Genomic DNA, 26,777 nt, shown 5'->3' on the forward strand with positions numbered 1-26,777 from the left:
GGTCATTAAGATAAGTATAGCGTTAAGACTTTATAGAGACCAATAACAATTCTTATTTTGCACTTTTCATGGGTAAGATTTTGACCCCGGACAAAGAATTTTACGGGGCAACATTGCAGTGAGATCATAATTACACGAATAGGCAACAAAACATCTTGCTGGAAGGGGTGTTATTTATTTCCTTGTGGTATAATGCGGCGCTTATAAAAAAGATATTAGGAAGCCCTTCGGGCTTACGAGGCATAAGGATCGATTGTATCTATGGGTGAATTAGCCAAAGAAATTATTCCCGTCAGTATCGAGAATGAACTTAAAGGGTCTTATCTCGATTACGCGATGAGTGTTATCGTGGGTCGCGCATTACCAGATGTACGAGATGGGTTAAAACCTGTTCACCGTCGCGTTCTATTTGCGATGAATGAACTTAAAAACGATTGGAATAAACCGTATAAAAAATCAGCACGTATCGTTGGTGATGTAATCGGTAAATATCACCCTCATGGTGACTCTGCAGTTTACGATACGATAGTCCGTATGGCGCAACCATTTTCCATGCGCTACACCCTAGTCGATGGCCAAGGTAACTTTGGTTCGGTGGATGGTGATAGTGCCGCAGCGATGCGTTATACAGAGATCCGTATGGAGAAGATTTCTCATCATCTTCTCATGGACTTGGAAAAGGAAACGGTCGACTTTGTACCTAACTACGACGGTACTGAGTTCATGCCTGAAGTCTTGCCAGCTCGTGTACCTGGGCTCTTGGTAAATGGCTCAGCGGGTATCGCCGTTGGTATGGCCACTAATATCCCACCACACAACTTAGGCGAAGTGATCGATGGTTGTTTGGCTGTCATTGACAATAATGACATCACTATTGATGAGTTGATCGAACATATCCCAGGGCCTGATTTTCCAACAGGGGCCTTTATTAATGGCCGTGCTGGCATCATTGAAGCCTACAAAACAGGTCGTGGCCGTATTTACATGCGTGCTCGCCATCACTTTGAAGACATGGAAAAAGGCAATCGCCAAGCCATCGTCTTTACTGAAATTCCTTATCAGTTGAATAAAGCTAAAGTGATCGAGAAGATTGCTGAGTTGGTCAAAGATAAGAAACTTGAAGGCATTAGCGAGTTGCGTGATGAGTCTGATAAAGACGGTATGCGCATCGTGATTGAACTGCGTCGTGGTGAGAACCCTGATGTAGTGGTAAACAACATCTTCACCCAAACTCAATTGCAGTCTGTGTTCGGTATGAATATGGTGGCCTTGGTTGATGGTCGTCCTCAATTGCTTAACTTGAAACAAATTTTAGAATGTTTCGTTAAGCATCGCCGTGAAGTGGTGACTCGCCGAACCATTTTTGAATTACGTAAAGCGCGCGAACGTGGCCATATCTTAGAAGGTTTGGCGGTGGCGTTGGCGAATATTGATCGCGTGATCGAGTTAATTCGAAACTCACCTACGTCTGCGGAAGCCAAAGAGAAGTTGGTTGCGGAATCATGGCAGCCAGGTAACGTCATGGCCATGCTCGAACGTGCTGGTTCGGATGCGTGTCGTCCTGATGATTTGGCTGTAGAGTTTGGTTTTGTCGATGGTACTTACCATTTGTCGCCGGAGCAGGCACAAGCTATCTTGGATTTGCGTTTGCACCGTTTGACCGGTCTAGAGCATGAAAAATTAATGGACGAATACCGTGCATTAATTGACTTGATTGGTGAGTTGCTAGAAATTCTGTCTAACCCAGATCGTTTGATGGAAGTGATTCGTGAAGAATTGGAAGACGTGCGTGAAATGTTTGGCGATGCTCGTCGTACCGAAATTCTGACGTCTCGCCAAGATCTGACCATTGCGGATTTGATCGATGAAGCACCAATGGTGGTGACCATTTCGGATACGGGTTATGCCAAATCACAGCCGCTTGAGGAGTACAAAGCTCAGCGTCGTGGTGGTCGTGGTAAGTCAGCGTCGGCAATGAAAGAAGAAGATCACATTAACCACTTATTGGTGACCAGCAGTCATGATACCGTCATGCTGTTTACCAACTTTGGTAAAGTGTACTGGTTGCGTGTGTTTGAAATTCCGGTGGCCAGTCGTTCTTCGAAAGGTCGTCCGATTGTGAATTTATTGCCATTGGCTGAAGGCGAACATGTTTCTGCGCTATTGCCATTAACCGCACCTGAAAAATCCGATTCTGATGAAGAAGAGGATGTACAAGAGGCAAGCAGCTATATCTTTATGGCAACGGCCAACGGTACGGTGAAGAAAACGGCGATGGAGCACTTTGCTCGTCCGCGCTCTACAGGTCTGATTGCGCTCAATTTAGATGAAACTGACGCCTTGGTTGGTGTAGCGCAAACGTCTGGTGAGAACGACATCATGTTGGTTTCAAGCTCAGGCAAAACCATTCGTTTCTCAGAAGGTGATGTGCGTCCAATGGGTCGTACGGCTGCTGGTGTACGTGGTATTCGCCTAGGTGAAGATGCGAAAGTGGTTTCTCTTATTGTTCCGCAAGAAGGCACGGCAGTGTTAATGGCTTGTGAGAATGGTTACGGAAAACGTACTTTGGTTGAAGACTTCCCAGTGTATGGTCGTGGTGGTCAAGGTGTTATCGGTATCCAAGTGTCTGATCGTAACGGTCCAGTGGTTGGTGCGACTCAGGTCGAAGAAACCGATGAAATCATGTTGATTACGGATCAGGGTACGTTGGTTCGAACTCGTGTTAGTGAAGTGTCTTGTCAAGGGCGTAATACCCAAGGCGTGACATTGATTCGTTTAACCAATGATGAACACCTAGTGGGTGTGGTTCGCGTTGAAGAAGACGAAGAAAGTGATGACGAGGATGACGAACTACAGGTACCTGAGGCTGAGAATCAAGCCGCGGCGGCAGAAGAGCCCGACGCAGCAGAAGATTAAGTAGTAATAAAGCGGCGCACTTGATGCGTCGCTTTTGTTTAGATTGGATCCTGATTTTTAGAGGTAAACAGGGGATGAGTCGAGTATACAATTTTTGTTCTGGTCCAGCGGCACTGCCAGAAGCAGTATTGAAGAAGGCCCAAGCTGAGTTGTTGGATTGGCATGGTGCTGGTGTCTCTGTTATGGAAATGAGTCACCGCAGTGCTGAGTTTATGTCAATCTTGGCGTCGGCAAAAGCACGCTTGAAGCGCTTGCTTGAGATTGGTGATGACTACGAAATATTGTTTGTGCAGGGCGGCGCGTCTACTCTGTTTGCTCAAATTCCAGCGAACTTGGCTAAAGGTTATGATTCGGCTTGTTATTTAGACACGGGTGCTTGGTCGACGAAAGCAATTAAAGAGGCGAAAAAATACACCAAGGTGAATGTGGTGGGCTCCTCTAAAGCAGATAATTACACTTATGTGCCGAATTGGTCTGACTTAGAGTTAGATGAAAGTGCGGCGTATTTGCATCTTTGTCCAAACGAAACCATTGGTGGTTTAGAGTTTGCGGATTTGCCTGAAACCGATTTACCGATTGTGGCGGATTTGTCTTCAACCATCTTGTCACGCAAAATTGATGTCAGTAAATATGGCGTTATCTACGCAGGCGCGCAGAAAAACGTTGGCCCTGCTGGGATTGTGATTTGTATTATCCGCAAGGATTTGTTGGCGCGATGCGATGATGCCTTGCCGTCGATCTGGAATTTTGCCAATTTGGCGAAACACGATTCTATGGTTAATACGCCGCCGACCTTCGCTATTTATTTGGCTGACTTGGTGTTTGAGTGGTTGGAAGAGCAGGGCGGTGTTGTGGCCATGGAAGCCGTTAACCAAGCGAAAGCGAAAGCCTTGTATGATTTCATTGATCAAAGTGCGTTTTACGCTAACCCTATCGCGCCAGAAAATCGCTCGCGTATGAATGTGCCTTTTACCTTGGCAGATGAGGCGTTAGAAGCGACGTTTTTGGTAGAGTCTGAAGCCGCTGGTTTACGTACTTTGGCGGGGCATCGTTCTGTTGGCGGTATGCGTGCCAGTATTTACAACGCGATGCCAATGGAAGGTGTTCAAGCCTTGATTGATTTCATGAAAGCCTTTGAGAAACGTTACGGGTAATGATATGTCTAATTCAAAATCGGTAGTGCCGGACACGCTACCGCTGTTGCGGGATCGCATTGATAGTATTGATTCGCAAATCCAGTCCTTGATTAATGAGCGTGCCCGCTGTGCAGAGAAAGTAGCCGAAGTGAAATTGGCTGAGCAGGGTGATGAAACGGTTGTTTTTTACCGGCCTGAACGAGAGGCTCAAGTATTGCGTCGCGTTATGGAGCGTAACGAAGGGCCGCTGGGTAATGAGGAAATGGCAAAGATCTTCCGTCAGGTCATGTCTTCATGTTTGGCATTAGAGAAACCGATGCGCATTGCCTTTTTAGGACCGGAAGGGACTTTTACTCAGCAGGCTGCATTGAAGCATTTCGGTAAGTCGATTATCAGTGCGCCTATGGCGGCAATCGATGAAGTGTTTCGTGAAGTGGAATCTGGTGCGGCTAACTATGGCGTGGTGCCCGTTGAAAATTCTACCGAAGGGGTGGTGAATCACACTTTGGATACCTTCCGTGATTCGCAATTGAAAATATGTGGTGAAGTGGAAGAGCGTATTCATCATCATTTATTGTTAAGTCCAAATGTGAATGCGGATGATGTTACGCATATCTACTCGCATCAACAATCTTTGGCTCAGTGCCGTGCTTGGTTGGATCGCTATTGGCCACATGTGGAGCGCGTGGCGGTGAGTTCTAATGCTGAAGCCGCTCGCTTAGCCGCAGAGGCGGGGCGCAGTGGTCAAGCGATCGCTGCGATCGCTGGAGAAGTGGCGTGCGAATTGTACGATTTGGTGAAGGTGTCGGCCAATATTGAAGACCGCCCTGATAATACCACTCGCTTCTTAATCGTGGGCACACAGGATGTGCCTGCAAGTGGTAAAGATAAAACCTCGTTGTTGATTAGTGCGAAGAATGAACCGGGTGCTCTGTATCGTTTATTGGAAGCATTTGAGCGTCACGGTGTCGACATGACTCGTTTGGAAACACGTCCATCCTTAATGAGTCGTTGGGGCTACATCTTCTACATCGACTTTGTTGGACATTATCAAGATCCAGAATGTCAGGCTGTCATAGAAGAGCTGCGAAGCCGAGCGTCTGAAGTAAAAGTGTTGGGTTCTTATCCTGTGGCGGTGCTGTAATTAGCAATGAGTGAATCTAAGTTGACAAAAGATCGATTGAAGCACGACCAACTTTCATTTGGTAAAGTCATGATTGTTGGCTTGGGGATGATTGGCGGTTCTTTTGCGAAGGCGTTAAAAGAAAGAGGCTTGGCAGAACTTTATGCGGTTGATCGCCGTGAAGGAGAATTGGCCTTAGGTGTGTCAACAGGGGTGATTGATTATCCAGCTGAATTGACCGAGCAATTCATCGCTCAGATGGATGTCATTGTGCTGGCAACGCCAGTGCGTGCCATGGCCTCCGTATTGGCTGATATTAAACCGTACCTTGCTGAGCATACTTTGTTGACCGATGTGGGTTCAACGAAAGGCAGTGTGGTGGAGGCCGCGGTTTCTGTATTTGGTCATATGCCGGCTAACTTTATTCCCGGTCACCCGATTGCTGGTGCAGAGAAAAGCGGTGTATTGGCCGCCAACTCTCAATTGTTTGAAAAACACATGGCGATTGTAACGCCTGCCGCCGATAGTGATCCTGTGCTAGTGGATCGTTTGCATCGCTTGTGGCGCGCGATTGGTGCCGACGTTGTGAGTATGGATGTTGAACACCATGACCATGTGTTGGCATCGTCTAGTCACTTACCTCATTTGTTGGCCTATACCTTGGTAGATGCTCTAGCCAACAGTGATCGCAGTCAAGATGTCTTTAAGTTTGCCGCCGGTGGTTTTCGTGATTTTACGCGAATTGCTTCCAGTGACCCTGTCATGTGGCGAGATGTGTTCTTAGCCAATAAAGAGGCTACCTTAGCGACGCTTGACCAGTTTACGGCGCGTTTGGCGGATATGCGTGAGGCCATTGAACAAGGTGATGGCGCGAGTATGTTTGGTGTCTTTACTCGCGCAAAGTCTGCTCGAGATCATTTCTTAAGGTTGCTTGAGCAGCGTACTATTGCGCCGCAAAAAGATACTAGTTCGGTTTCTCTGTCGGTTCTGCCTGCGTCAGTTGTAAAAGGTGAGGTTTCTTTGCCGGGTGACAAATCTTTGTCACATATTGCGATTACTATGGCTGCGCTTTCGAATGGCGTGAGTCAATTAACGAATGTTTGTCTTGATAACGGCGTTCGAGTCACGATTCAGGCGTTACGTGATATGGGCGTGGTTATTGAGACGCTGTCCGAAAGTTCGTTGCGAGTACACGGTGTTGGTTTGCGAGGTTTAAGAGCGCCAATTGCACCGATTAATTTGCATCGATCTGAATTAAGTTTATATGTCTTATTACCTGTTTTAGCAGGGCAGCCTTTTGCTGTTTCTGTGACGGCGGACGATCCTCTTTTAAATCGCGTTCGAACGGATGTGTTTGATTTAATAAGGGCCATGGGGGTTGAGTTAGCATTTGAGCGTGAGGATTGTTTGCCAGTTAAAATGACGCCAGCAGTGCCCAAAGCTTTGTCTTTTAGTTTGGACGGCGCGTCGCAAAAATTAATGGTCAGTGCCTTTATGGCGTGTTTGTTTGCTGAACAAGATGCGAGTTTGACGCATGCGCCGCAAGACGTCACTCAAATGGAAGTTTTATTACAGCGCTTTGGCGTGGTTGTTACTCGTTCTGAAGCGACAATATCGGTTGTATCGGGTGAGCTGATCGCAACGGATGTTGAGATCGTTGCGGATATGTACAGCTCGGCTTGGATGGCGTTATTGGCCAGTTTGTTGCCGGGTTCTGAGTTGGTGATGACGAATTTAGGCTTAGATGCCAGAGCGTTTGCGTATTTTGCTTTGCTTAAGCAGATTGGCGCCGATATTGACATGCCTGCTAAGGGGTCCTCCGGTTTATATGAAGGGCAAGTTGTGGTGCGCTTTGCTGAGTTGTCAGCGTTTCAGTTGTCAGTTGAGCAGACCAATCAGTTAAGGACCCTAATGCCGTTGCTTTGTGTGGCGGCGGCTTATGCTAAAGGTCAATCTCGAATGGATGGTATTGGGCAATTGCCTTATTACCATGAAGACAGAGTCTTAGCCCTGATCGACGCTTTTGGTCTGGTGCAAGTGAATGCGCAGATTGAAAGTGGTTGTTTGAGTATTGATGGCGGTGTTCCACAGGGAGGGGAATTGGACTGCGCGGGTGATCAATATTTGGCGCTTGCTATGTTGGCGCTGGGGGTAAGAAGCAAAACGATTACTCAAATAGAAGATTGCCAAACATTATTAGAAGAATTTAGTGAGTTAGACGCGCAGGCTAAGCAATTAGGTTTACATTGCTCAGTGGCGCAATAGTTTTTTAAGAGGAATAGTTATGATTAACCAAGGCCCAGTTATTACGATTGATGGTCCAAGTGGTGCTGGTAAAGGCACAGTAAGTCAATTGGTAGCAGAAAAGCTGGGATGGCATTTGTTAGACAGTGGTGCTTTGTATCGACTTTTAGCGTTGGCAGTGTCACACCACGGTATGTCTGAAAATGATGTGGAAACACTAAAGGTATTGGCTGAACATTTGGATATTCAGTTCCAGCAGTCGGCTGAAGGTAAGGTTGAAATTGTGCTTGAAGGTGAGGTGGTCACTCAGGCCATTCGAACTGAAGAAGTTGGCAACGCGGCATCAAAATTAGCAGCGATCCCAGAAGTTCGTCAGGGTTTACTGCTTCGTCAACGAGCGTTCGCTCAAACGCCAGGTTTGGTGGCGGATGGTCGCGATATGGGGACGGTCGTTTTCCCATCAGCGCAAATTAAAATCTTTTTGACGGCTTCCGCTGAAGAGCGAGCACAAAGACGTCTTCTGCAATTGCAGCAAAAAGGCGAAACTGTTAATCTAGAGACATTAGTTAAAACGATTAAAGAGCGTGACGAGCGTGATGCAAATCGTGTCATCGCGCCACTTGTCCCTGCGGCTGGTGCGCTTGTAATCGATAGTACTGACTTAACCATAGAACAAGTTGTTGAAATCATCCTTGCTGAAACAGCCAAGGCGGGTTTTGCATAGCTTGTTCTTTTTCGCATGTGTTCTTTTTTGTGCGTTAAGTGTGCTAAAATAGTTTAAATGTTGACCAAGTCGATATGGGGGCCAGTAAACCTGTATCGCAAATTTTATAAAAATTGACCCACATCTTGCTGGCAGTGTGGTTAAGACTTAGTTCAACTAGGTCGATTATATAGGAAATACAATGACTCAAAGCTTCGCAGAACTGTTTGAAGAAAGCCTACAAAGCGTTGAAATGGCGCCAGGCTCAATTGTTACTGGTATCATTGTTGATATCGACAATGAATGGGTAACTGTTCATGCAGGTCTTAAATCTGAAGGCGTAATTCCTCGTTCTCAGTTCCTAACGGAAAGTGGTGAGTTCAACTTAAACATCGGTGACGAAGTTAAAGTTGCACTTGACGCTGTTGAAGATGGTTTCGGTGAGACTAAATTGTCTCGTGAAAAAGCTAAGCGTGCAGAGACTTGGTCTGTGCTTGAAAAAGCTTACGAAGAAAATGCCATCGTTAACGGTGTGATTAACGGTAAGGTCAAAGGTGGCTTCACTGTTGATATCGCTAACATCCGTGCTTTCTTGCCTGGTTCTTTGGTAGATGTTCGTCCAATCCGCGACACGTCTCACTTGGAAGGTGTGGATCTAGAGTTCAAACTTATCAAGCTTGATCAAAAACGTAACAACGTTGTTGTTTCTCGTCGTGCCGTTATGGAAGCGACTAACAGCGCTGAACGTGAAACATTGCTTGCTTCTCTTGAAGAAGGTCAAGAAGTTAAAGGTATCGTTAAGAACCTTACTGACTACGGTGCATTCGTTGATCTTGGTGGTGTTGATGGTCTTCTACACATCACTGACATGGCTTGGAAACGCATTAAGCACCCAAGCGAAATCATTGCTGTTGGCGATGAGATCGATGTTAAAGTTCTTAAGTTCGACCGTGAGCGTAACCGTGTATCACTAGGGCTTAAGCAGTTGGGTGAAGATCCATGGGTTGCAATCAAAGCCCGTTACCCAGAAAACACTAAAGTAACGGCTAAAGTTACTAACTTGACTGACTACGGTTGTTTCGCCGAGTTGGAAGAGGGTGTTGAAGGTCTTGTTCATGTTTCTGAAATGGACTGGACTAACAAGAACATCCACCCATCTAAAGTTGTCCAAATTGGCGACGAAGTTGAGGTTATGGTTCTTGATATCGACGAAGAACGTCGTCGTATCTCTTTGGGTATCAAGCAGTGCACAATGAACCCATGGGAAGAATTTGCTACTTCTTTCAACAAAGGCGATAAGATCTCTGGTGCCATCAAGTCTATCACTGACTTCGGTGTGTTCATCGGTCTTGACGGCGGCATTGACGGTCTAGTTCACCTATCTGACCTATCTTGGGATGAAGCTGGTGAAGAAGCGGTTCGTCAATACAAGAAAGGCGATATGCTAGAAACAGTTGTATTGTCTATCGATGCTGAGCGCGAGCGTATCTCTCTAGGTGTTAAACAACTAGAAGAAGATCCTTTCCTAGCTTACGTTGCTGAAAACGACAAAGGCACTATCGTAAATGGTACTGTTTCTGAAGTTGATGCTAAAGGCGCTGTTGTAACACTTTCTGAAGGTGTTGAAGCGACTCTTAAAGTATCTGAAATCAGCCGCGAACGTGTTGAAGATGCAACAACGGCTCTTAAAGAGGGTGACTCTGTAGAAGCGGCGATCATTAACGTTGATCGTAAAGCTCGCACTATCACGCTTTCTATCAAGCAGAAAGATGCTACTGAAGAAAAAGCGGCGATGAAGTCTCATTCTGAGAAGCAACAAGTTGAAGCAAATGGTCCAACCACTATCGGTGATTTGATCAAAGCACAATTGGAAGGCCAAGAGTAATTTTTACTCTTTCGTCTTGATGAAAAAGCGAGCCTCTGGCTCGCTTTTTTTATGCGTATTTTTTGATGGATAATCTTGACAATAAAACTATACACAGAACATGTGGATAACCATGGGTATAGCTAGCCTAAGCTCAATTTAACGAGTCTAAAAGTGCTTTTACGTCCTCTTCGTCCCACTCATCTTTTTTAATCAATATTTTTAACTTATTGTTTTTCTTGGTTTTACTTAAGTTTTCTTGGAACTTCGCATAATGGAAATCTTTAATTAGCTTTTCATCTTCTTTTGATCGATAAATGTTCGCTGTAGGCTCGTCAGGGATTGGATCTTGACGGACATTCTTTGGGTCAAGTTGGTTGATTTTCTTATAAGTATTTAAAAATTGTTTTTTGATCATACTTAACCTCACTTCACTTGTTCAATTTCGATGATTTCGAAATATTGATCCTTTGCTTGCCATCTAATGTTTAAATCCCACAGGCTGATGCCGTGTTCTCGATCGATTTGATTGGCTAAATAAGAGGGTCTTGGGTCTTGTTCTATGATTTGTGTAATTAAAGTATATAGGTCTTTTTCTAAGTTGGCTGAAAAAGCGGCACATTGCTGTTGTGCTTTTTCGGTAAATACGACGGGTTTAGGTTGGCTTCTTTCTGTCGTTGGCGTAAATGAACTGGTCGCTTGAGGAAGGCAATCTGAATAGGGTAAATAGGGCTTTATGTCTAGGATAGGGGTGCCATCCAGTAGATCGGCACCATGAAGATCAATCAAAATGCGTTTATCTTGTTGGTGTATCTTGCCTATTTTGACTACGGATAATCCAATGGGGTTTGGGCGATGCGTTGACCTTGTGGCAAAGACGCCCATTTTGCTTTTTCCGCCTAATCTGGGTGGTCGTACTTTGGCTTTCCAACCTTCGCTGATGCAGGCGTGAAATACGAACTGCACCCAAATGTGAGAATAGGCTTCGATGCCATCCAGTGTATCAAGTCGATTATAGGGTGGCAGCAATTCCAGTTGCGCGGTAGCCATGGTGACGAGCCCGGGCTGTCTAGGGATGCCAAATTTTTCTTGGTAACACGAGTGGACAATGCCAATGCTGGAGAATTGGAAGGCGTCAGTTGAGGGCACGTTTGGATCCTTTCATGTAAAACTGCACGGGATGAATAAATATATTGTGATAGTATACTGTTTCGCATAGAGGTATTTGACAGATTTTGTGGTCAGATGCGTATTTTTTATTATTTAGTTTGAGATGAAAAATGTCTTTAGAATCGTATATGAATCAAATTGGACAGCAGGCAAGGGCGGCGTCACGTTTGCTTGCTAAGGCGTCAACGGAACAAAAAAACATGGCTCTCTTTGCCATGGCTGAAGCGTTGGAAGTTGCTCGCCCCAAATTGATTGAAGAAAATGCGAAAGACATGAAAAGCGGTGAAGAAAAGGGTTTGGATACCGCAATGTTGGATCGCTTGCTGCTCACAGATGTGCGTATTGACAGTATGATTGAAGGCCTAAAACAAGTGGCTTCACTGTCGGATCCTGTGGGTGAAATTTCCGATATGGCGTATTTGCCTTCTGGTATTCAGCGAGGTCAAATGCGAGTGCCACTCGGCGTGGTCGGCATTATTTATGAGTCTCGTCCTAATGTAACCATTGATGCGGCCAGCTTGTGTTTGAAATCGGGTAATGCAACGATTTTACGTGGTGGTTCAGAAGCGTTTTATTCTAATCAGATGATTGCCGCGGCCATTTCAGCGGGGTTGGAAAAAGTCGGTTTGCCGGCGACCGCAGTGCAGGTGATCAACACCACGGATCGAGCGGCGGTGGGTAAGCTGATTACCATGCCGGAATTTGTTGATGTCATTGTCCCTCGTGGTGGCAAGGGCTTGATTGAACGCATTAGTGTTGATGCGCGAGTCCCAGTGATTAAGCACCTTGATGGTAATTGCCATGTCTATGTCGATGACGAAGCGGATTTTGATAAAGCCCACAAGATTGTTATTAATGCTAAAACCCGTCGTTACGGTGTGTGTAATGCGATGGAGTCTTTGTTGTTGCATAAGGACATCGCCGCGGATTTTTTCCCTCGTATTCTGACAACCTTTGAAGAAAAAGGGGTGGAATTACTAGGTTGTCCTGCCACGCAAGCGTTGTCAGATAAAGTTGGCGTGGCCACTGAGGACGATTGGTACACAGAATACACCGCCCCTAAATTATCAATCAAAGTCGTTGAGGATATGGATGAGGCGATTGCTCATATTAATAAATATGGTTCTCACCACACGGATGCCATAGTGACTCAGAACTACACAAAAAGTCGGGCTTTCATGACAGAGGTCGATTCCTCGTCGGTTATGGTGAATGCTTCAACCGCTTTTGCAGATGGTTTTGAGTACGGTTTTGGCGCTGAAATTGGTATTTCAACGGATAAAATACATGCTCGTGGGCCGGTTGGTTTAATCGGTTTGACCAGTCAGAAATACATCGTGCTGGGTGATGGCCATACCCGTGACAATTGATTCAAGCACCGCTCTTAAGAAAAAAGGCGTGGCCATTATGGGGGGCACATTTGATCCTATTCATAATGGTCATTTGCGCACCGCAGTGGATATCTTAGACGGTTACCATTATGCCAGTTTAAGGCTAATTCCGTGTTTTCAGCCCGTGCACAAAAGACAGCCTAGCATTACCCCTCAGCAGCGATTAGATATGGTCAAGCTGGCCATTAGTAGTCATGATGGCTTGTTGGTCGATGATCGGGAAATAACCCGTGAAGGGCCGAGTTATACCGCTGATACTTTGCGGGATATTCGTGCTGAAATTGGTCCAGATGAGCCTTTAGTGATGGTGTTGGGCATGGACAGTTTTCTGTCTTTACCCACTTGGCATAATTGGCAAGACCTAATCAAATTTGCGCACTTGTTTGTGGTGTCTCGTCCAGGTTGGGAGCCGGATCTGATTTCTGAGTTAAGTCGCTTTAGTGAAAACTATCGTGCCGCCTCGCCGCATGAGTTACAATGCAAGCCGTCAGGGCTAGTCTGGTTTGAAACCTTAACGCCATTGGGCATTTCTTCTAGCATGATTCGATCGTTAGCGAGGAAGAATAAGTCCATAGCGTATTTATTGCCCGAGCCCGTACAAAACTACATAGAAACAAATCAACTATACCGATAGGAAAATGTAAATATATGAGTCAAATTAATCTCACAGCGGATCAAATCTTAGCCTTTGCTGTCGAAGCGTTAGAAGATGTCAAAGGTGACAAGATCACTGTGTTGAATGTAGCAGATCATACAGACATGATGGACTACATGGTCATTTGTACCGGTACCTCGAAAAGACACGTTCACTCATTGGGTCAAAATGTGTTCGAATTTCTAAAGCAAAAGGGCTTGCAGCCTTTAGGTACAGAAGGTCGTGATATGGGAAGTGATTGGGTGCTAGTGGATCTGCATGACGTTGTGGTGCATGTGATGACAGAAGAAGCTCGTACTTTCTACGATCTAGAAAAGTTATGGGATATTAAGCCAGAAGAAAGATAAGGCTTCGTTAGATGCGTGTGCGATTGATTGCTGTCGGAAACAAAATGCCCAAATGGGTTGTCCAGGGTTATGAGGACTATGCTAAGCGTCTTCCGAAAGATTTTGCGTTAGAAACTGTGGAGATTCCAATGTCGCCACGGGGTAAAAATACTGACATAGCGAAAGCCATTCGCAAAGAAGGCGATGCCATGTTGGATGCGATTCCAGCTGGTGACAAAGTCATTGCGATGGAGGTTTTGGGTAAAGAGTGGTCAACTGAGCAGTTAGCAGACCAAACCGGACAATGGCGCATGGATGGCTATAATGTCTCTTTGTTGGTTGGTGGGCCTGATGGTTTAGACCCAAGGTGCACTGCACGAGCAGATCAAGTCTGGTCCTTATCGCGTCTTACCCTTCCTCACCCTATGGTGAGAATCATATTGGCCGAGCAAATATATCGAGCTTGGACTCTAATGAACAATCATCCGTATCACAGGTAGGTGTCGTAGGTGAGTCGTCAACATCAGCAATTTCGTAATTATCGTCAAGAGCAGCGCCTCACCCAGCATAGGGTGATTGCCGCTGCGATTTTTGTCATAGTTCTCGTCTGTATTTTGATGGCTCGTCTATTTTACCTACAGGTAATTGAATACGACTTGTACCAAACCAAAGCCGATGACAACCGGGTTATGCTGGTTACCGATCCGCCTCCTCGTGGTTTAATCTATGACCGCAATGGTTTGGTGCTGGCGGATAATCGTCCTATTCACAGTTTGACTGTGACGCCTGAACGGGTTGAGGATTTTATCGAGCTAAAAAAAGCATTGTCTAGCATCATCGATATTTCTGATAGTGAATGGGAAAATTTTGACATCCGTTTGAGGGAATATCGTCGTCCTTATCAATCCATCACCCTAAAATCTCAATTAACGGACGAAGAATGGGCACGCGTTTCGGTTGATCTTTATCGCTTGGATGGCGTGCAGGTTGAGGCGCAGTTAACCCGTTACTATCCATATGGTGAAGCTTTTGCTCATGCAATAGGGTACGTGGGGCGAATTACCGCCAATGATTTAAAGCGTGTTGATCAGCAAGCTTATCAGGGCGCTTTGTTTATAGGTAAAACGGGCATAGAAGGCTTTTATGAGAAAGAGCTGTTTGGCGAAGCAGGTTTTAGTAAAGTCGAAGTCAATGCTCGTGGTCGTATCATGTCTCAATTGGAGCGTCAGTCTCCTGTGCCGGGTAAAGATCTGCACCTGTATTTGGATGCTCGTCTGCAGCAATATGCCTATGATTTATTAGGGGATTATAAAGGCTCTGTAGTGGCGATTGACCCTGAAACTGGCGGTATTCTTGCCTTGGTCTCTAAGCCGGGCTTCGATCCCAATTTATTCGTTCGTGGTATTTCAGTCGCGGATTATTCGACCCTTAGACAGTCCAAAAAGCTGCCTTTGTTTAACCGAGCTTTGCGTGGTGGTTATCCACCCGCTTCGACCATTAAGCCTTTCATGGCGTTGGCGGGCTTAGATTATGGCTTTGCTTCTTGGACTGAACGATATTTTGCTAAAGGGTATTATCAGATCAATCCAGATGGTCGTCGTTATCGAGATTGGAAACGAACGGGTCATGGTTGGATTAACTTAGAGCGTTCTATTATTGAGTCGGTTGATACCTATTATTATCAGCTGGCCAATAAAATGGGCATCACGCCCATTCATAATTTTCTTTCCCGTTTTGGCTTTGGTCGCAGTACCTTATTGGATTTGAACGGCGACAGTTCTGGATTGTTGCCGTCTAACGAGTGGAAAAAAGCCAAATATAATGAGCCTTGGTATCCAGGAGACTCGGTTAACGTGGGGATTGGGCAGGGGTTTATGGTGGCAACGCCTATGCAAATTGCCTCAGCCACGTCTGCTTTGGCGAGTCGAGGTCGTTATTTTTATCCGCGTATGGCCGACAAGATTGGTAATGAGGCGGCTCAGTTTGAAGGCGATTTGGGTGGCGAGCACGATATTATTCTCAAGGATCAAGGTAATTGGGAGCGGATGGTGAACGCCATGCGCAAAGTGATTACCGATTCGTTGGGAACCGCACGACGACTGCAGGGAACCAAATACGATATCGCAGGCAAAACAGGAACAGGACAAGTGTTTAGTCTTCAAGAAGACGAAGAGTATGATTCTGAAAAACTGGAAAAGCGTCTTCATGACCATGCTTTGTTCATTGGTTTTGCGCCTGCAAAAGCACCGAAGATTTCGGTCTTTGCTATTTTCGAAAATGGGGGGAGTAGCTCTAAACCCGCCGATCTGAGTAAAAAACTGTTTGATGCTTACCTCTATGATAAGTACCCACCGCACTATGATTATTTAAAAGGGAAAGGCAATGAGTGAGAGTTTGTATCGTCGCATGCTGACCTTTGCCAATGCTCGGCTTTGGCAGTTAGTTCACATCGACATTTTGCTGATTGGTTCCTTGTTGCTGTTGATTGGCGGTGGCCTGTTTGTGCTGTATTCCGCATCAGGTCAGAATGTCGCCATGGTGGAACGACAAGTTTTTCGTTTTGCTGTGGGGATGATGGTGTGTTTGGTATTAGCGCAATTACCGCCTAAATACATGCGCCGGGCCTCACCTGCCTTGTATGTTTTTATTGTTTTTTTGCTTATTGGTGTATTGATGTTTGGGGTTGGCGCAAAGGGCGCTCAACGTTGGCTATCTTTGCCAGGCGGTTTGCGTTTTCAGCCGTCTGAAATTATGAAGATTGTCATGCCGATGATGGTCGCTTGGTATTTTTCTAATAGGGCTTTGCCTCCTAGTTTTAAGCAGATCTTGACGGTCATCGGATTAATTGTGATGCCTGTCTTGTTGATTGCTAAGCAACCCGACTTGGGAACCTCCTTGCTGGTCGCAGTGTCTGGTATCTTTGCGTTGTTTTTGGCGGGACTTGGCTGGCGTTATATTTTAGGGGCCGCGTCATTGGCACCTATTGCAGGCTATATCTTGTGGCAGGTCATGCATGATTATCAAAAGCAACGTGTGTTGACGTTTTTGAATCCAGAAAGTGACCCGCTTGGTTCAGGATGGAATATTATTCAGTCAAAAACGGCCATCGGCTCGGGCGGTTTGTACGGTAAAGGTTGGTTGGAAGGGACGCAGGCTCAGCTGGATTTCTTACCAGAAAGTCATACGGACTTTATCATTGCTGTCTTGGCGGAAGAATTTGGCATGCTTGGGTGTGGATTATTGATCTGTGCTTATCTATTGGTTATTGCCCGAGGTTTATACGTCGCAGCCATGGCCGAAGATAACTATGCCCGTTTGTTAGCGGGCAGTCTTACTCTGACATTTTTTGTTTATATGTTTGTAAATATTGGTATGGTTTCAGGAATTTTGCCTGTAGTTGGGGTACCCTTACCTCTAGTCAGTTATGGTGGTACTTCCATCATTACCATTATGGCGACGTTTGGAATTTTAATGTCGATTCAAACACATAAAAGAGCGAGATAATGATTAAGCTAGCAGCTTCGGTAATTGTGGCCATTGGTTTAACGGCATGTAGCGCTGTTGAGCAGAAGGATTTGCCAGCTAACTCAGGAGTGAGTAATGCCTTGCTTGAAGATAAGCCCAAAGAATGGGCGGATTCTTATGCCGGTAATCCGTCAGTACAAGCTTTTATTGACAAAATGGCGTCACAACATGGTTACGATAGAAAAACGTTGGAATTGGCGTTTTCTCACATCAAACGCCGTCCCAAAGTGATTGAAAAGTCTGACAATCAACCAGAAGTGTTAATTCCTTACTACCAATATAAAACACGTTTTGTTAATCAAGATCGTATGAGGGCTGGGCAAAAGTTTGCTCTGCGCAATGCCAAGTGGTTGAACAAGGCCGAGCAAGAGTTTGGCATTGACCCACATGTTGTGGTGGCACTGATCGGTGTGGAAACATACTACGGTCGCATTACCGGTTCGAAAGACGTGTTCACATCCTTAACCACACTTGCATTTGATTACCCAAGACGCGAAACCTACTTTCAAAGCGAATTAGAAGCGTATTTATTGCTTGCTCGTGAAGAAGGTTGGAACATTGGCGACACAAAAGGGTCATACAGTGGTGCCATGGGCATGGTTCAGTTCATGCCCAGCAATTACCAAAAATTGGCGCTGGATTACGATCAAGATGGTCACATCGATTTATGGCACTCAGAAGCGGATGCCATCGGCAGTGTGGCGAATTACTTAAAACACCATGGTTGGACAACAGATCAACCTTGGTTTGTTACGGCACAAGTCGCGGATTTGGCTACGGTTGAAGAGCAAGTCAATAAAGGGCGTTCTCCTAGTAAGAACATGACTGAATGGTCGGCGGTGAATGTGTTGCCAACCCAGCCGTTTGTTATTAATAAAACCGGCTTGATTGGCTTACGAACCTCGCCGAATGAGGTGTCGTACTGGTTAGCCTATGAAAATTTTTTCACGGTAATGGATTACAACCCTAGTCGCCGTTATGCCATGTCAGTTTTGGAATTAGCGAAAAGTATAGGGGCTTATGAAGCAAAGTAAACTGCTGTTATTGATCAGTATTTGCTCACTTATCTTAAGTGGCTGTATGAGCACTCGTCATGTGCTTGGTCATGATGACAATGACATCGATTTTGATAAGGCTTCTGGTGGTGGTCGTTATAGTATTCTTCAGGACCATGCCCCAAGTGGTGATGTTAAAGTAGACCATTTACCGGATTTAGTGCCGAAATGGGAAGCCAAAAGCCGCGGTGGAAATAAAAACCCGTATGAGGTTTGGGGGAAAAAATATTGGGTAATGGATTCTGCTAAAGGTTATACCGCTGAGGGGACGGCCTCTTGGTATGGTAAGAAGTTTCATGGTCATAAAACCTCAAATGGGGAAATATATGATATGTACGCCTTTTCAGCAGCGCATAAATCCTTACCCCTGCCAACCTACCTGAAAGTGACAAATCTGGACAATAACCGTTCGGTCATCGTTAGGGTGAATGATCGAGGGCCATTCCATGGTGATCGTTTGATTGACCTTTCCTATGCGGCAGCGGTGCGACTGGACTACCATAAAAAAGGGCTGGCAAGAGTACGTATTGAGGCCATCACACCAGCTAGAGGTGAAACTTATGCTGCAGATGACGTGCGTACTGAGACGCCTCAAGCCCTGCCAAATAAGGCTTCTGCCGTTTCTAAAGGAGCGGATGCGAGCACACCTGACCTTGTTTTTACACATTTGCAGCTTGGTGCCTTTAGTAGCGAGGCCTCGGCTGAGACATTAAAACGACGCTTGTTCGAAACCTTTGATACGAGTGTTCGTGTGGAGGTTAATAAACAAGGGGATGGTCTTTATAAAGTCTTAGTAGGACCTTATAAAGAGATGGAAGAGTTACAAAAGTGGCAAGGAAAACTACAAGAAAGTGGATTTGGAAGTCCGGTAAGAGTGGCTTTGGTGCCTTAAAGTCACTAGGTTTGGGCTAGAGATTCTATCTATGCTCTAGTATTATTCACGAACATTTTTTTGGAAGACGACATTTTTTGATATGAAAAAACTTCTCGCGACTTTATCGATTGTATTTGGCCTTGTATCTACGCCTGTTTCGGCCGCTCCTTCATTGATTCCTACTCCACCACAACTGTCTGCTAGTAGTTATATCTTAATGGATGCTTACACGGGGGACGTGTTGGTGTCTCATAATGCTGACGAAGAGTTACCGCCAGCGAGTCTAACCAAGCTGATGACGGCCTATATCATCGAATATGAATTGGCTCGTGGTAACTTGTCTTTTAGCGATCAGGTCAGTGTCAGTGAAAAAGCATGGCGCATGGAAGGTTCGCGCATGTTCATTCGTGAAGGCACGCGAGTGTCTTTGGAAGATCTGATGCGTGGGATCATCATCCAGTCTGGTAACGATGCTAGTGTGGCTGCGGCTGAATACGTAGCGGGCAGTGAGTCAGCGTTTGCCGATTTAATGAATCAACATGCACAGCTTTTGGGTATGAAAAACTCGCATTTTGTGAATGCCACAGGTTTTCCCGCTGAAGGACATTACTCCAGTGCTCACGATCTTGCCAAGTTATCTCGTGCGACCATTTTGCAGTTCCCAGAGAACTACAAAATGTATGCTGAAAAAGAATTCACGTACAACAACATCAAACAACCCAATCGCAATAAATTATTATGGCGTGACAAAACTGTTGATGGTTTGAAAACGGGTCACACTGAAGAAGCCGGTTATTGTTTGGCGGCTTCTGCTGTGCGCAATGGCACACGTTTGATTACCGTTGTGATGGGGACAAAATCAGATCAAGCTCGTGCGACAGAGTCTCAAAAACTATTAGATTACGGTTTCCGTTACTACGAGACTCGTAAACTGTATAGCCGTGGTCAAGTGGTCAACAACGCTAAAGTTTGGGGCGGAAGCCAATCAAATGTAAAAGTCGGTTTTGCTGAAGATGTGTTAGTAACCATTCCTCGTCAACAAGGTGATTCATTACCTGCAACACTGGATATGATGAAAGAAATTACAGCCCCAATCGCCGTTGGTGACGTATTAGGTAAAGTGATTGTTGGTACAGAAGGAAATATTCTGCTTGAGCAACCTGTGGTTGCCTTGGAAGCCGTTGAAGAAGGTGGTTTCTTCAAGCGTATGTTTGATAAAATCAGACTTTTCTTTGCGAACTTATTTTAAGCTCAATTGGGCGATGGTAAAGACATGGCGTTAATTACGAAAGACGGCGATCAGGTAGGTAAACAGCCTGATGCGCCAAAAATTGAATTTCCTTGTGAAAACTATGTGGTGAAAGTGGTGACCATGGACGCGGAAGGTGTTCATGCGGAAATTGTTGAGTGTTTTAAAACGCATGCGCCAGAGATGGATCCTAAAGCCGTAAGCATGAACCGTTCTAGTAAAGGGCGTTTCGTAAGCTACAGTTTTCGCATCATAGCTCAAAGCGAAGCGCAATTATCAGCGTTGCACACTGATTTGATGTCAGTCAACGCTGTAAAAATGGTTATGTAAATGACGTTAGGTTTGGTGTGTCGCGACCTTGGTGTGGTCGAGTATGAAGCGACTTGGGAGCGCATGAAGCAATTTACCCAAGTGCGTAGTAAGGATGATGCAGACGAAATTTGGTTGTTGGAACATCCCTCTCTTTTTACTCAGGGGCAAGCTGGGAAAGAAGAGCATCTGTTAGCGCCTGGTGATATTCCTGTTTATCAAGCTGATCGTGGTGGTCAGGTGACTTATCATGGTCCTGGGCAGCTGGTTGCATATGTTCTAATTGATCTAAAACGGTTGGGGATTGGTGTCAGAGACCTTGTGTCTGTACTGGAAAGCTCAATCGTTAAGGTGTTGGCGTTGAATGGCATTGAGGCCTACGCTAAGCCTGATGCGCCTGGTGTGTATGTTGATGAAAAGAAAATTGCATCACTGGGTTTAAGGGTTAGACGAGGCTGCTCTTTTCATGGGCTGGCACTGAATGTCGATATGGACCTCACACCGTTTAATCGCATCAATCCATGTGGCTATCAGGGGCTACAAATGGTTGATATGAAGCGTCTATTTACTGGCGCGTCGTTATCAGATACAAAAATTCAGTTGGCCAATCAGCTGGCTGAACACCTCGGATATACCAGTCCGACTATCCAACAAGGGTGGAACTAGAATGACAGCAGAACGCAAACGCGTTGTTCAAGGGGAGAAATTACGTGGCGCCGATAAGATGGCACGTATCCCAATTAAAATTGTACCAACAGAAGAAATTCCTCGTAAGCCAGAATGGCTTCGAGTTCGTATGCCTGCATCACCGGAAATTGCTCGTATTAAGAGCACGCTGCGTGAGCACAAATTGGCTTCCGTATGTGAAGAGGCAAACTGCCCAAATTTAGGTGAATGTTTCAGTAATGGTACAGCGACCTTTATGATCATGGGTGAGATTTGTACTCGTCGTTGTCCATTTTGTGATGTGGCGCACGGTCGTCCAAATGCCTTAAGTCAAGACGAACCAAAAGAGTTGGCTGCGGCGATTCGTGATATGAAGTTGAAATACGTTGTGATCACGTCAGTGGATCGTGATGATCTTCGTGACGGTGGTGCGCAGCACTTTGTTGACTGTATCCGTGAAACTCGTGCTGAAAGTCCAACTATTGAGATTGAAACATTGGTACCAGACTTTCGTGGCCGTATGGAAGTGGCGATTAATACTCTAGAGCAAGCACCACCAGATGTGTTTAATCATAATCTAGAGTCCATTCCTCGTCTGTATCGCCAAGTTCGTCCAGGGTCTGATTATCAATGGTCATTGGATCTATTGAAAAACTTCAAAGATCGTTGTCCTGATGTACCAACCAAGTCAGGTTTGATGGTTGGTATGGGTGAAACATTTGAAGAAATTGTGGAAGTGCTAAAAGACTTGCGAGCTCATAACGTAGATATGTTGACCATTGGTCAATATTTGCAGCCTTCTAAACACCATTTCCCAATGGCTCGTTTCGTACCACCAGAAGAGTTCGCACGCTATGAAGAAGTGGCGAAAGAGTTGGGATTCAAGCATGCAGCTTGTGGACCACTAGTGCGTTCTTCTTATCATGCAGATAAACAAGCACACGGTGAACGCGTTTCGTAATTCGTTTGCCTGAATACAACAGCGAAGCTTGAATTGAATCCATAAAGTTGGGCTCATTTCTAAGTGGCTACCAAGGCCTGAGTTCGATATTTAATCGGACTCAGGCCTTTTAGTTTCTGTTAAAAAAGCATAAAAAAAGCCCGCACTCGGCGGGCATCAAGCTATCCTTATCTCTATCAATATAAGGGGAACATTAATAAAGGGCATCCATTCGCACGGTCAGTGAAGAGGTAAATAACGCCGTGCATCTAGTATATTGGTCGTCATAGTTAGCCGTTAAACTTGCTGAAAATAACAAGAAATACATGAAAGAACCTATACTTAGACATAGCCAATTAACTATAGTCAGAAATGAGAGTTTCGCGACTTTTATTTAAACGGTGTATTGAAATCCGATTAAAGGCCCGCAAACAACAACCCACATTACCTAAGTAAGAGGCTTCATGAGCGTATTTAGTTCCACTGGCAATCAAAAATATTTTGCGGTCGTGCTTTCAGTGAAATTGATGCTGGAGGATCTGACTCATCGAATTATGATTGAAAAACTGCTTATGATGGCAAAAGATAAACCGGATTATCTTGGCGAAGAGACTAGCTTTGGTGAGATTTATACACTCATTACCTATTGGCAGACTGAGGCGGCGGCACAAGAGTGGCAAGAAGATGAAATGTTACGTAGGGTCTTGTCATTGGGAGAGCATTTTTGGTATCAAGAGTATTCGATTAAATCTTGTGTTGTGACTAAGGATATGTCGTTTAAAACTGCTAACGCTGATTTACATACCTCGCGTTTTCCTATCATCAAAACGCCTCGTGGTGTACTCCGTATTTTAGAAGAATCCCAGGCGGAATTACTGCATGATTATGTCAACTCCGAAAGGCACTTTTTGGCGCCATGGGAGCCATTAAGAAACGAGGCTTACTATTCGCTTGAAACCTGTCAGTTAAGAGTGCGAGAGATGCGTCGTGACTTTTTGGAGGATAAAGGGTGTGTGCTGTGTTTACTAACACCAGATGAGACAAAGATGTTGGCTTATAGTAATTACTCCAATATTGTTCGGGGGGTATTTCAAGCCTGTACATTGGGTTACAGCTTACGTGAAAGTGAGCAGGGTAAAGGTCTAATGAATGAAATGCTGACGTCAGGCATTCGTTATATGCAAAAAGAGCAACAGATTGATCGTATTCAGGCAGGCTACATGCCTAGGAATGAACGCAGTGCAGCGGTGTTAGCGAAATTAGGCTTTGAAAAGGAAGGAATGGCCAGAGATTATTTGAAAATTAATGGGCAGTGGGAAGATCATGTTCTGATGGCTTTGATTTTACGATAATTCAGCCTGTTCATTGGTTTAAGATGGGCGGTTTAAGACAATGACACGGCCTTTTAGTTTTTGTTGTTGGGAAACGATGACCGTCAGGGTAATTAGATGATCATCGTCTGGGTTGATGATGCCGCTGGTGTATCTGGCTGGAATGAACTGGCCAAATTCAGTGTAGGGAATGGCGGCGGCGTTCTTTTTCGCCAAATAAGCAGACCCTTTTAAAGGCAGAACATAGTGGCTGGCGGCTTTTTGATAGTAAAGGGCTTCTGAATAATGGGCTGGGTATTTCTCGATGCAAATTCGAGCCGTGTTACTTTCCCATAGTGGCCATACTTGAACTTGTTTCTTTTCTAATTTTGAGTCTACGGTGCCAGTAGAGACTTTCTGCAATGTTTGAGGTTGATTTGTTAAAGTCATTTTAGGGAATCGAATCGTGCAAAGCGTGGCATTGGGAGTCAGTAAAGTAAGCACACTGGATTGCTGGATGGGTAACCAAACCGCTTGGTAGGGTTTTAAATTTACTGAGTGTTGCTCTGATTGCAGATGAACTTCCCCTTTTATGACGAAGCAAAAACAATGGTCAGCGGGTCGGTAAAGTCGCGAAGGTGTCGCGGCTTGATTGAGGTGTTCATGGACGATCAAAACATCCTCTTGTTGGTGTATAATGCTGCGTTTGCTTTCACCGTAAAGAGGGTGCTGGATAACAGGGAGTGTATTATGGTCTGTTTGACTCACCATCTTGAACCTTTTGTTAGATCCATCCTATTAAAGCATGAGAAAATAGCCCTTACCATTAGAATCTTGCCATGAGAGTTGCAGTGTGTCATGGAGATTCTTTATAGTTGAGCCCAGAGAAAAAGCATATTGTTGCACCCATGCTGTTAGCTTGTAGATTTAAACGATAGAAGAAGGAATGCTTCCTTGAGTGAGTTGTCAAATTTTGAGTCTAATGAAACGCTTTCATTAAAAGACTATACCGAAAAAGCGTACTTGAACTACTCCATGTACGTTATTCTAGACCGTGCTTTACCTCACATTGGAGATGGTCTAAAACCCGTACAACGTCGCATTATTTATGCCATGAGTGAACTGGGGCTTAAGGCAACCGCTAAGTACAAAAAATCCGCACGTACGGTCGGGGATGTATTGGGTAAGTTTCATCCACATGGTGACAGTGCCTGTTACGAAGCCATGGTGTTAATGGCGCAGCCTTTTTCTTATCGCTATCCATTAGTGGATGGACAAGGTAACTGGGGGGCTCCAGATGATCCTAAGTCATTTGCGGCTATGCGTTATACCGAATCACGTCTGTCAAAATACGCCGATGTATTACTCAAAGAAGTGTCTCAAGGTACCGTAGATTGGGTACCAAACTTTGATGGAACGCTACAAGAGCCATCGGTATTGCCTGCTCGTCTGCCTAATCTATTGTTGAACGGTACTACAGGTATTGCGGTTGGTATGGCGACGGACATTCCGCCTCATAACTTGAGAGAGGTGGGGGAAGCCTGTATTCACTTGTTGAATAACCCTAACGCCGATCTAGAAGACTTGTTGAATTTTGTGCAAGGACCGGATTTTCCGACCGGTGGTGAGATCATTACGCCAAAAAGCGACATCGTCAAATTATACGAAACTGGCAAAGGGCAGATTAAAGCCCGGGCTCGTTTTGAAATGGAAGAAGGTGAGATTGTCATCACTGAACTGCCACATCAAGTGTCAGGTAGTAAAATCCTTGAGCAAATTGCCGCTCAGATGCAAGCCAAAAAACTACCAATGGTGGTGGATCTTCGTGACGAATCAGATCATGAAAACCCGACTCGTTTGGTGATTGTGCCTAAATCAAACCGTGTTGATATTGACTCTGTGATGACGCATTTGTTTGCGACAACGGATTTGGAAAAGTCCTATCGCGTGAATATGAATGTCATTGGACTAGATGGTTTGCCACAGGTTAAACCACTTAAGAATTTCTTGTCTGAATGGCTGCGTTTTCGAATCGACGTGGTGCGCAAACGTCTGCAGTTTCGTTTGGACAAAGTACTCAACCGTCTACATATCTTAGAAGGTTTGTTGATCGCGTATTTGAACATTGATGAAGTGATTGAAATCATTCGTCATGAAGACAAACCCAAGGTTGAGTTAATGGCGCGCTTTGGCTTGAGTGATATACAAGCAGAAGCGATTCTTGAATTGAAGTTGCGTCACTTGGCGAAACTGGAAGAAATTCGCATCAAGAGTGAGCAGGATGAACTTGAGAAAGAGCGTAAAACGCTAGAAGGCTTATTGTCTTCTGATCGTAAGCTGAAAAAACTTATTTCTGATGAAATACAAGAGGCTGTCGATCTGTTTGGTGACGATCGCCGTACCCCAATAGTTGCTCGTAAAGAAGCTCAAGCTTTTAGTGAAGAGGATCTGTTGTCGAATGATCCCATTACTGTGGTGATTTCAAAACAAGGTTGGATACGCGCGGCGAAAGGCCATGATATTGATGTGCAAGGCTTAAGTTACAAGTCTGGTGACGAATTCTTGATCAGCACCAAAGGTCGCTCAAATCAGACGTTAGTCTTGTTTGCGTCGAATGGGCGAACCTATTCTATTAAAGCGCATACTCTGCCGTCTGCACGTGGGCAAGGAGAGCCGATTACGGGGCGTATTTCTTTAGAGAAAGACTCGACGATTGTTGCGGCGGTGTTAGACAAAGAAGAGGCGCATTACCTAGTCGCCAGTGATGCTGGTTATGGTTTTGTTGCGCAATTGAAAGATTTGTATGCTAAAAATAAAGCAGGTAAGGCAACTCTGAGTCTGCCTGCAGGGGCTAAGGTTTTGTCACCCGTTGGGGTCGCGAGTACAGAAACGGGACGAGTTGTTGCAATATCTAATGAGGGACGTATGTTAGTATTTGACGTCGCTTCATTGCCGCAGATGGCAAAAGGTAAAGGCAACAAGATGATCAGTATCCCAAGTGCTCGTGCAGCGCAGGGCGAAGAGCTGGTCGTGGCGATGGCATGTGTTCAACCCGAGGATTTGTTGGTGGCTTTGTCTGGTAAACGTTTTATGAACTTTACCGAAAAAGACTTACAAGAATACATGGGAGAGCGTGGCCGTCGTGGCTTGAAGTTACCAAGAGGTTTCCAACGAATTGATGGTCTGGAAGTGAAAGTAGGCGAAGGCAAAGTAACTTCGACTGTGGCCACCCCTGATGCAGATTTGTTCGAAAGGTAAGAAATTGGTTGTGACTGAATAACACCTAGGTCACAACCTAATGATAAGGTGTTAACTCGGCGT

23 protein-coding genes are annotated in these 26,777 nt (G+C 45.1%); 20 read left to right on the plus strand and 3 right to left on the minus strand.

Features of this window, described 5'->3' with window-relative positions:
• Positions 1-261 precede the first annotated feature (261 nt).
• The 6 genes from gyrA (at position 262) to rpsA (ending at position 10,007) form a co-directional block, all read left to right on the plus strand.
• The gene (gene gyrA / locus OA79_RS03645) at positions 262-2,916 is read left to right on the plus strand and encodes a DNA gyrase subunit A (protein WP_063331860.1); all 2,655 of its coding nucleotides are present in this window, start codon (positions 262-264) and stop codon (positions 2,914-2,916) included.
• Positions 2,917-2,990: 74 nt separating this feature from the next.
• Entirely contained in the window at positions 2,991-4,070 is a 1,080-nt protein-coding gene (gene serC / locus OA79_RS03650) for a 3-phosphoserine/phosphohydroxythreonine transaminase (protein ID WP_063331981.1), read from the plus strand.
• Between the two features lie 4 nt (positions 4,071-4,074).
• Positions 4,075-5,196, plus strand: coding sequence for a prephenate dehydratase (gene pheA, locus OA79_RS03655; RefSeq protein ID WP_063331861.1), 1,122 nt, complete (start codon positions 4,075-4,077; stop codon positions 5,194-5,196).
• Between the two features lie 6 nt (positions 5,197-5,202).
• Positions 5,203-7,440, plus strand: coding sequence for a prephenate dehydrogenase/arogenate dehydrogenase family protein (locus OA79_RS03660; protein ID WP_063331862.1), 2,238 nt, complete (start codon positions 5,203-5,205; stop codon positions 7,438-7,440).
• Positions 7,441-7,459: 19 nt separating this feature from the next.
• Complete coding sequence (cmk, locus tag OA79_RS03665; protein WP_063331863.1) at positions 7,460-8,143, plus strand: (d)CMP kinase; 684 nt, start codon at positions 7,460-7,462, stop codon at positions 8,141-8,143.
• A 181-nt stretch (positions 8,144-8,324) separates the two neighbouring features.
• A complete protein-coding gene (rpsA, locus tag OA79_RS03670) occupies positions 8,325-10,007 on the plus strand; it encodes a 30S ribosomal protein S1 (RefSeq protein ID WP_063331864.1) in 1,683 nt (560 codons plus the stop codon).
• A gap of 133 nt (positions 10,008-10,140) precedes the next feature.
• Here rpsA and OA79_RS03675 read toward each other — a convergent pair whose 3' ends face one another.
• Both OA79_RS03675 and tsaA read right to left on the minus strand, forming a co-directional pair.
• A complete protein-coding gene (locus OA79_RS03675) occupies positions 10,141-10,404 on the minus strand; it encodes a hypothetical protein (protein WP_063331865.1) in 264 nt (87 codons plus the stop codon).
• A gap of 8 nt (positions 10,405-10,412) precedes the next feature.
• A complete protein-coding gene (tsaA, locus tag OA79_RS03680) occupies positions 10,413-11,135 on the minus strand; it encodes a tRNA (N6-threonylcarbamoyladenosine(37)-N6)-methyltransferase TrmO (protein WP_063331866.1) in 723 nt (240 codons plus the stop codon).
• A gap of 131 nt (positions 11,136-11,266) precedes the next feature.
• On the opposite strand from tsaA, the gene OA79_RS03685 reads away from it, so the two are divergent.
• The 13 genes from OA79_RS03685 to OA79_RS03745 all read left to right on the plus strand — a co-directional run bounded on the left by OA79_RS03685 (position 11,267) and on the right by OA79_RS03745 (position 23,498).
• Positions 11,267-12,526, plus strand: coding sequence for a glutamate-5-semialdehyde dehydrogenase (locus OA79_RS03685; protein ID WP_063331867.1), 1,260 nt, complete (start codon positions 11,267-11,269; stop codon positions 12,524-12,526).
• Positions 12,516-13,181, plus strand: coding sequence for a nicotinate-nucleotide adenylyltransferase (nadD, locus tag OA79_RS03690; RefSeq protein ID WP_082825364.1), 666 nt, complete (start codon positions 12,516-12,518; stop codon positions 13,179-13,181). Before OA79_RS03685 ends, nadD begins: the two co-directional genes overlap by 11 nt.
• 14 nt (positions 13,182-13,195) lie before the next feature.
• On the plus strand, positions 13,196-13,549 hold the full coding sequence (gene rsfS / locus OA79_RS03695) for a ribosome silencing factor (protein ID WP_013795743.1): 354 nt from the start codon (positions 13,196-13,198) through the stop codon (positions 13,547-13,549).
• Positions 13,550-13,560: 11 nt separating this feature from the next.
• On the plus strand, positions 13,561-14,028 hold the full coding sequence (gene rlmH / locus OA79_RS03700) for a 23S rRNA (pseudouridine(1915)-N(3))-methyltransferase RlmH (RefSeq protein WP_013795744.1): 468 nt from the start codon (positions 13,561-13,563) through the stop codon (positions 14,026-14,028).
• Positions 14,029-14,037: 9 nt separating this feature from the next.
• The gene (gene mrdA / locus OA79_RS03705; protein WP_063331869.1) at positions 14,038-15,918 is read left to right on the plus strand and encodes a penicillin-binding protein 2; all 1,881 of its coding nucleotides are present in this window, start codon (positions 14,038-14,040) and stop codon (positions 15,916-15,918) included.
• Complete coding sequence (rodA, locus tag OA79_RS03710) at positions 15,911-17,032, plus strand: rod shape-determining protein RodA (protein ID WP_063331870.1); 1,122 nt, start codon at positions 15,911-15,913, stop codon at positions 17,030-17,032. Before mrdA ends, rodA begins: the two co-directional genes overlap by 8 nt.
• A complete protein-coding gene (gene mltB / locus OA79_RS03715; RefSeq protein ID WP_063331871.1) occupies positions 17,032-18,087 on the plus strand; it encodes a lytic murein transglycosylase B in 1,056 nt (351 codons plus the stop codon). The genes rodA and mltB overlap by 1 nt, the downstream gene beginning before the upstream one ends.
• Positions 18,074-19,000, plus strand: coding sequence for a septal ring lytic transglycosylase RlpA family protein (locus tag OA79_RS03720; protein WP_063331872.1), 927 nt, complete (start codon positions 18,074-18,076; stop codon positions 18,998-19,000). Before mltB ends, OA79_RS03720 begins: the two co-directional genes overlap by 14 nt.
• A gap of 82 nt (positions 19,001-19,082) precedes the next feature.
• Positions 19,083-20,231 carry a D-alanyl-D-alanine carboxypeptidase family protein gene (locus OA79_RS03725; protein ID WP_063331873.1) on the plus strand — a complete coding sequence of 383 codons (1,149 nt, stop codon included), beginning with the start codon at positions 19,083-19,085 and terminating at the stop codon, positions 20,229-20,231.
• A gap of 24 nt (positions 20,232-20,255) precedes the next feature.
• Positions 20,256-20,561, plus strand: coding sequence for an HP0495 family protein (locus tag OA79_RS03730; RefSeq protein ID WP_063331874.1), 306 nt, complete (start codon positions 20,256-20,258; stop codon positions 20,559-20,561).
• Positions 20,562-21,206, plus strand: coding sequence for a lipoyl(octanoyl) transferase LipB (gene lipB, locus OA79_RS03735; RefSeq protein WP_063331875.1), 645 nt, complete (start codon positions 20,562-20,564; stop codon positions 21,204-21,206). It abuts the gene before it with no gap.
• Between the two features lies 1 nt (position 21,207).
• Entirely contained in the window at positions 21,208-22,167 is a 960-nt protein-coding gene (lipA, locus tag OA79_RS03740) for a lipoyl synthase (RefSeq protein ID WP_063331876.1), read from the plus strand.
• Positions 22,168-22,610: 443 nt separating this feature from the next.
• Complete coding sequence (locus tag OA79_RS03745) at positions 22,611-23,498, plus strand: GNAT family N-acetyltransferase (RefSeq protein ID WP_082825365.1); 888 nt, start codon at positions 22,611-22,613, stop codon at positions 23,496-23,498.
• A gap of 18 nt (positions 23,499-23,516) precedes the next feature.
• Here the strand turns inward: OA79_RS03745 and OA79_RS03750 are convergent, their stop codons facing one another.
• Entirely contained in the window at positions 23,517-24,227 is a 711-nt protein-coding gene (locus OA79_RS03750; RefSeq protein WP_063331877.1) for a hypothetical protein, read from the minus strand.
• A gap of 183 nt (positions 24,228-24,410) precedes the next feature.
• On the opposite strand from OA79_RS03750, the gene parC reads away from it, so the two are divergent.
• A complete protein-coding gene (gene parC / locus OA79_RS03755) occupies positions 24,411-26,714 on the plus strand; it encodes a DNA topoisomerase IV subunit A (protein WP_063331878.1) in 2,304 nt (767 codons plus the stop codon).
• Positions 26,715-26,777: the final 63 nt, after the last annotated feature.

The sequence above is a fragment of the Marinomonas sp. TW1 genome, from assembly GCF_001625355.1.
Lineage (GTDB): Bacteria > Pseudomonadota > Gammaproteobacteria > Pseudomonadales > Marinomonadaceae > Marinomonas.

What these genes read in the sequence shown, in the direction of transcription:
- gyrA (WP_063331860.1), top strand. Translation starts at nt 262, where the DNA reads ATGGGTGAATTAGCCAAAGAAATTATTCCCGTCAGTATCGAGAATGAA.
- serC (WP_063331981.1), top strand. Translation starts at nt 2,991, where the DNA reads ATGAGTCGAGTATACAATTTTTGTTCTGGTCCAGCGGCACTGCCAGAA.
- pheA (WP_063331861.1), top strand. Translation starts at nt 4,075, where the DNA reads ATGTCTAATTCAAAATCGGTAGTGCCGGACACGCTACCGCTGTTGCGG.
- OA79_RS03660 (WP_063331862.1), top strand. Translation starts at nt 5,203, where the DNA reads ATGAGTGAATCTAAGTTGACAAAAGATCGATTGAAGCACGACCAACTT.
- cmk (WP_063331863.1), top strand. Translation starts at nt 7,460, where the DNA reads ATGATTAACCAAGGCCCAGTTATTACGATTGATGGTCCAAGTGGTGCT.
- rpsA (WP_063331864.1), top strand. Translation starts at nt 8,325, where the DNA reads ATGACTCAAAGCTTCGCAGAACTGTTTGAAGAAAGCCTACAAAGCGTT.
- OA79_RS03675 (WP_063331865.1), bottom strand. Translation starts at nt 10,404, where the DNA reads ATGATCAAAAAACAATTTTTAAATACTTATAAGAAAATCAACCAACTT.
- OA79_RS03685 (WP_063331867.1), top strand. Translation starts at nt 11,267, where the DNA reads ATGTCTTTAGAATCGTATATGAATCAAATTGGACAGCAGGCAAGGGCG.
- rsfS (WP_013795743.1), top strand. Translation starts at nt 13,196, where the DNA reads ATGAGTCAAATTAATCTCACAGCGGATCAAATCTTAGCCTTTGCTGTC.
- rlmH (WP_013795744.1), top strand. Translation starts at nt 13,561, where the DNA reads ATGCGTGTGCGATTGATTGCTGTCGGAAACAAAATGCCCAAATGGGTT.
- rodA (WP_063331870.1), top strand. Translation starts at nt 15,911, where the DNA reads ATGAGTGAGAGTTTGTATCGTCGCATGCTGACCTTTGCCAATGCTCGG.
- mltB (WP_063331871.1), top strand. Translation starts at nt 17,032, where the DNA reads ATGATTAAGCTAGCAGCTTCGGTAATTGTGGCCATTGGTTTAACGGCA.
- OA79_RS03720 (WP_063331872.1), top strand. Translation starts at nt 18,074, where the DNA reads ATGAAGCAAAGTAAACTGCTGTTATTGATCAGTATTTGCTCACTTATC.
- OA79_RS03725 (WP_063331873.1), top strand. Translation starts at nt 19,083, where the DNA reads ATGAAAAAACTTCTCGCGACTTTATCGATTGTATTTGGCCTTGTATCT.
- OA79_RS03730 (WP_063331874.1), top strand. Translation starts at nt 20,256, where the DNA reads ATGGCGTTAATTACGAAAGACGGCGATCAGGTAGGTAAACAGCCTGAT.
- lipB (WP_063331875.1), top strand. Translation starts at nt 20,562, where the DNA reads ATGACGTTAGGTTTGGTGTGTCGCGACCTTGGTGTGGTCGAGTATGAA.
- lipA (WP_063331876.1), top strand. Translation starts at nt 21,208, where the DNA reads ATGACAGCAGAACGCAAACGCGTTGTTCAAGGGGAGAAATTACGTGGC.
- OA79_RS03745 (WP_082825365.1), top strand. Translation starts at nt 22,611, where the DNA reads ATGAGCGTATTTAGTTCCACTGGCAATCAAAAATATTTTGCGGTCGTG.
- OA79_RS03750 (WP_063331877.1), bottom strand. Translation starts at nt 24,227, where the DNA reads ATGGTGAGTCAAACAGACCATAATACACTCCCTGTTATCCAGCACCCT.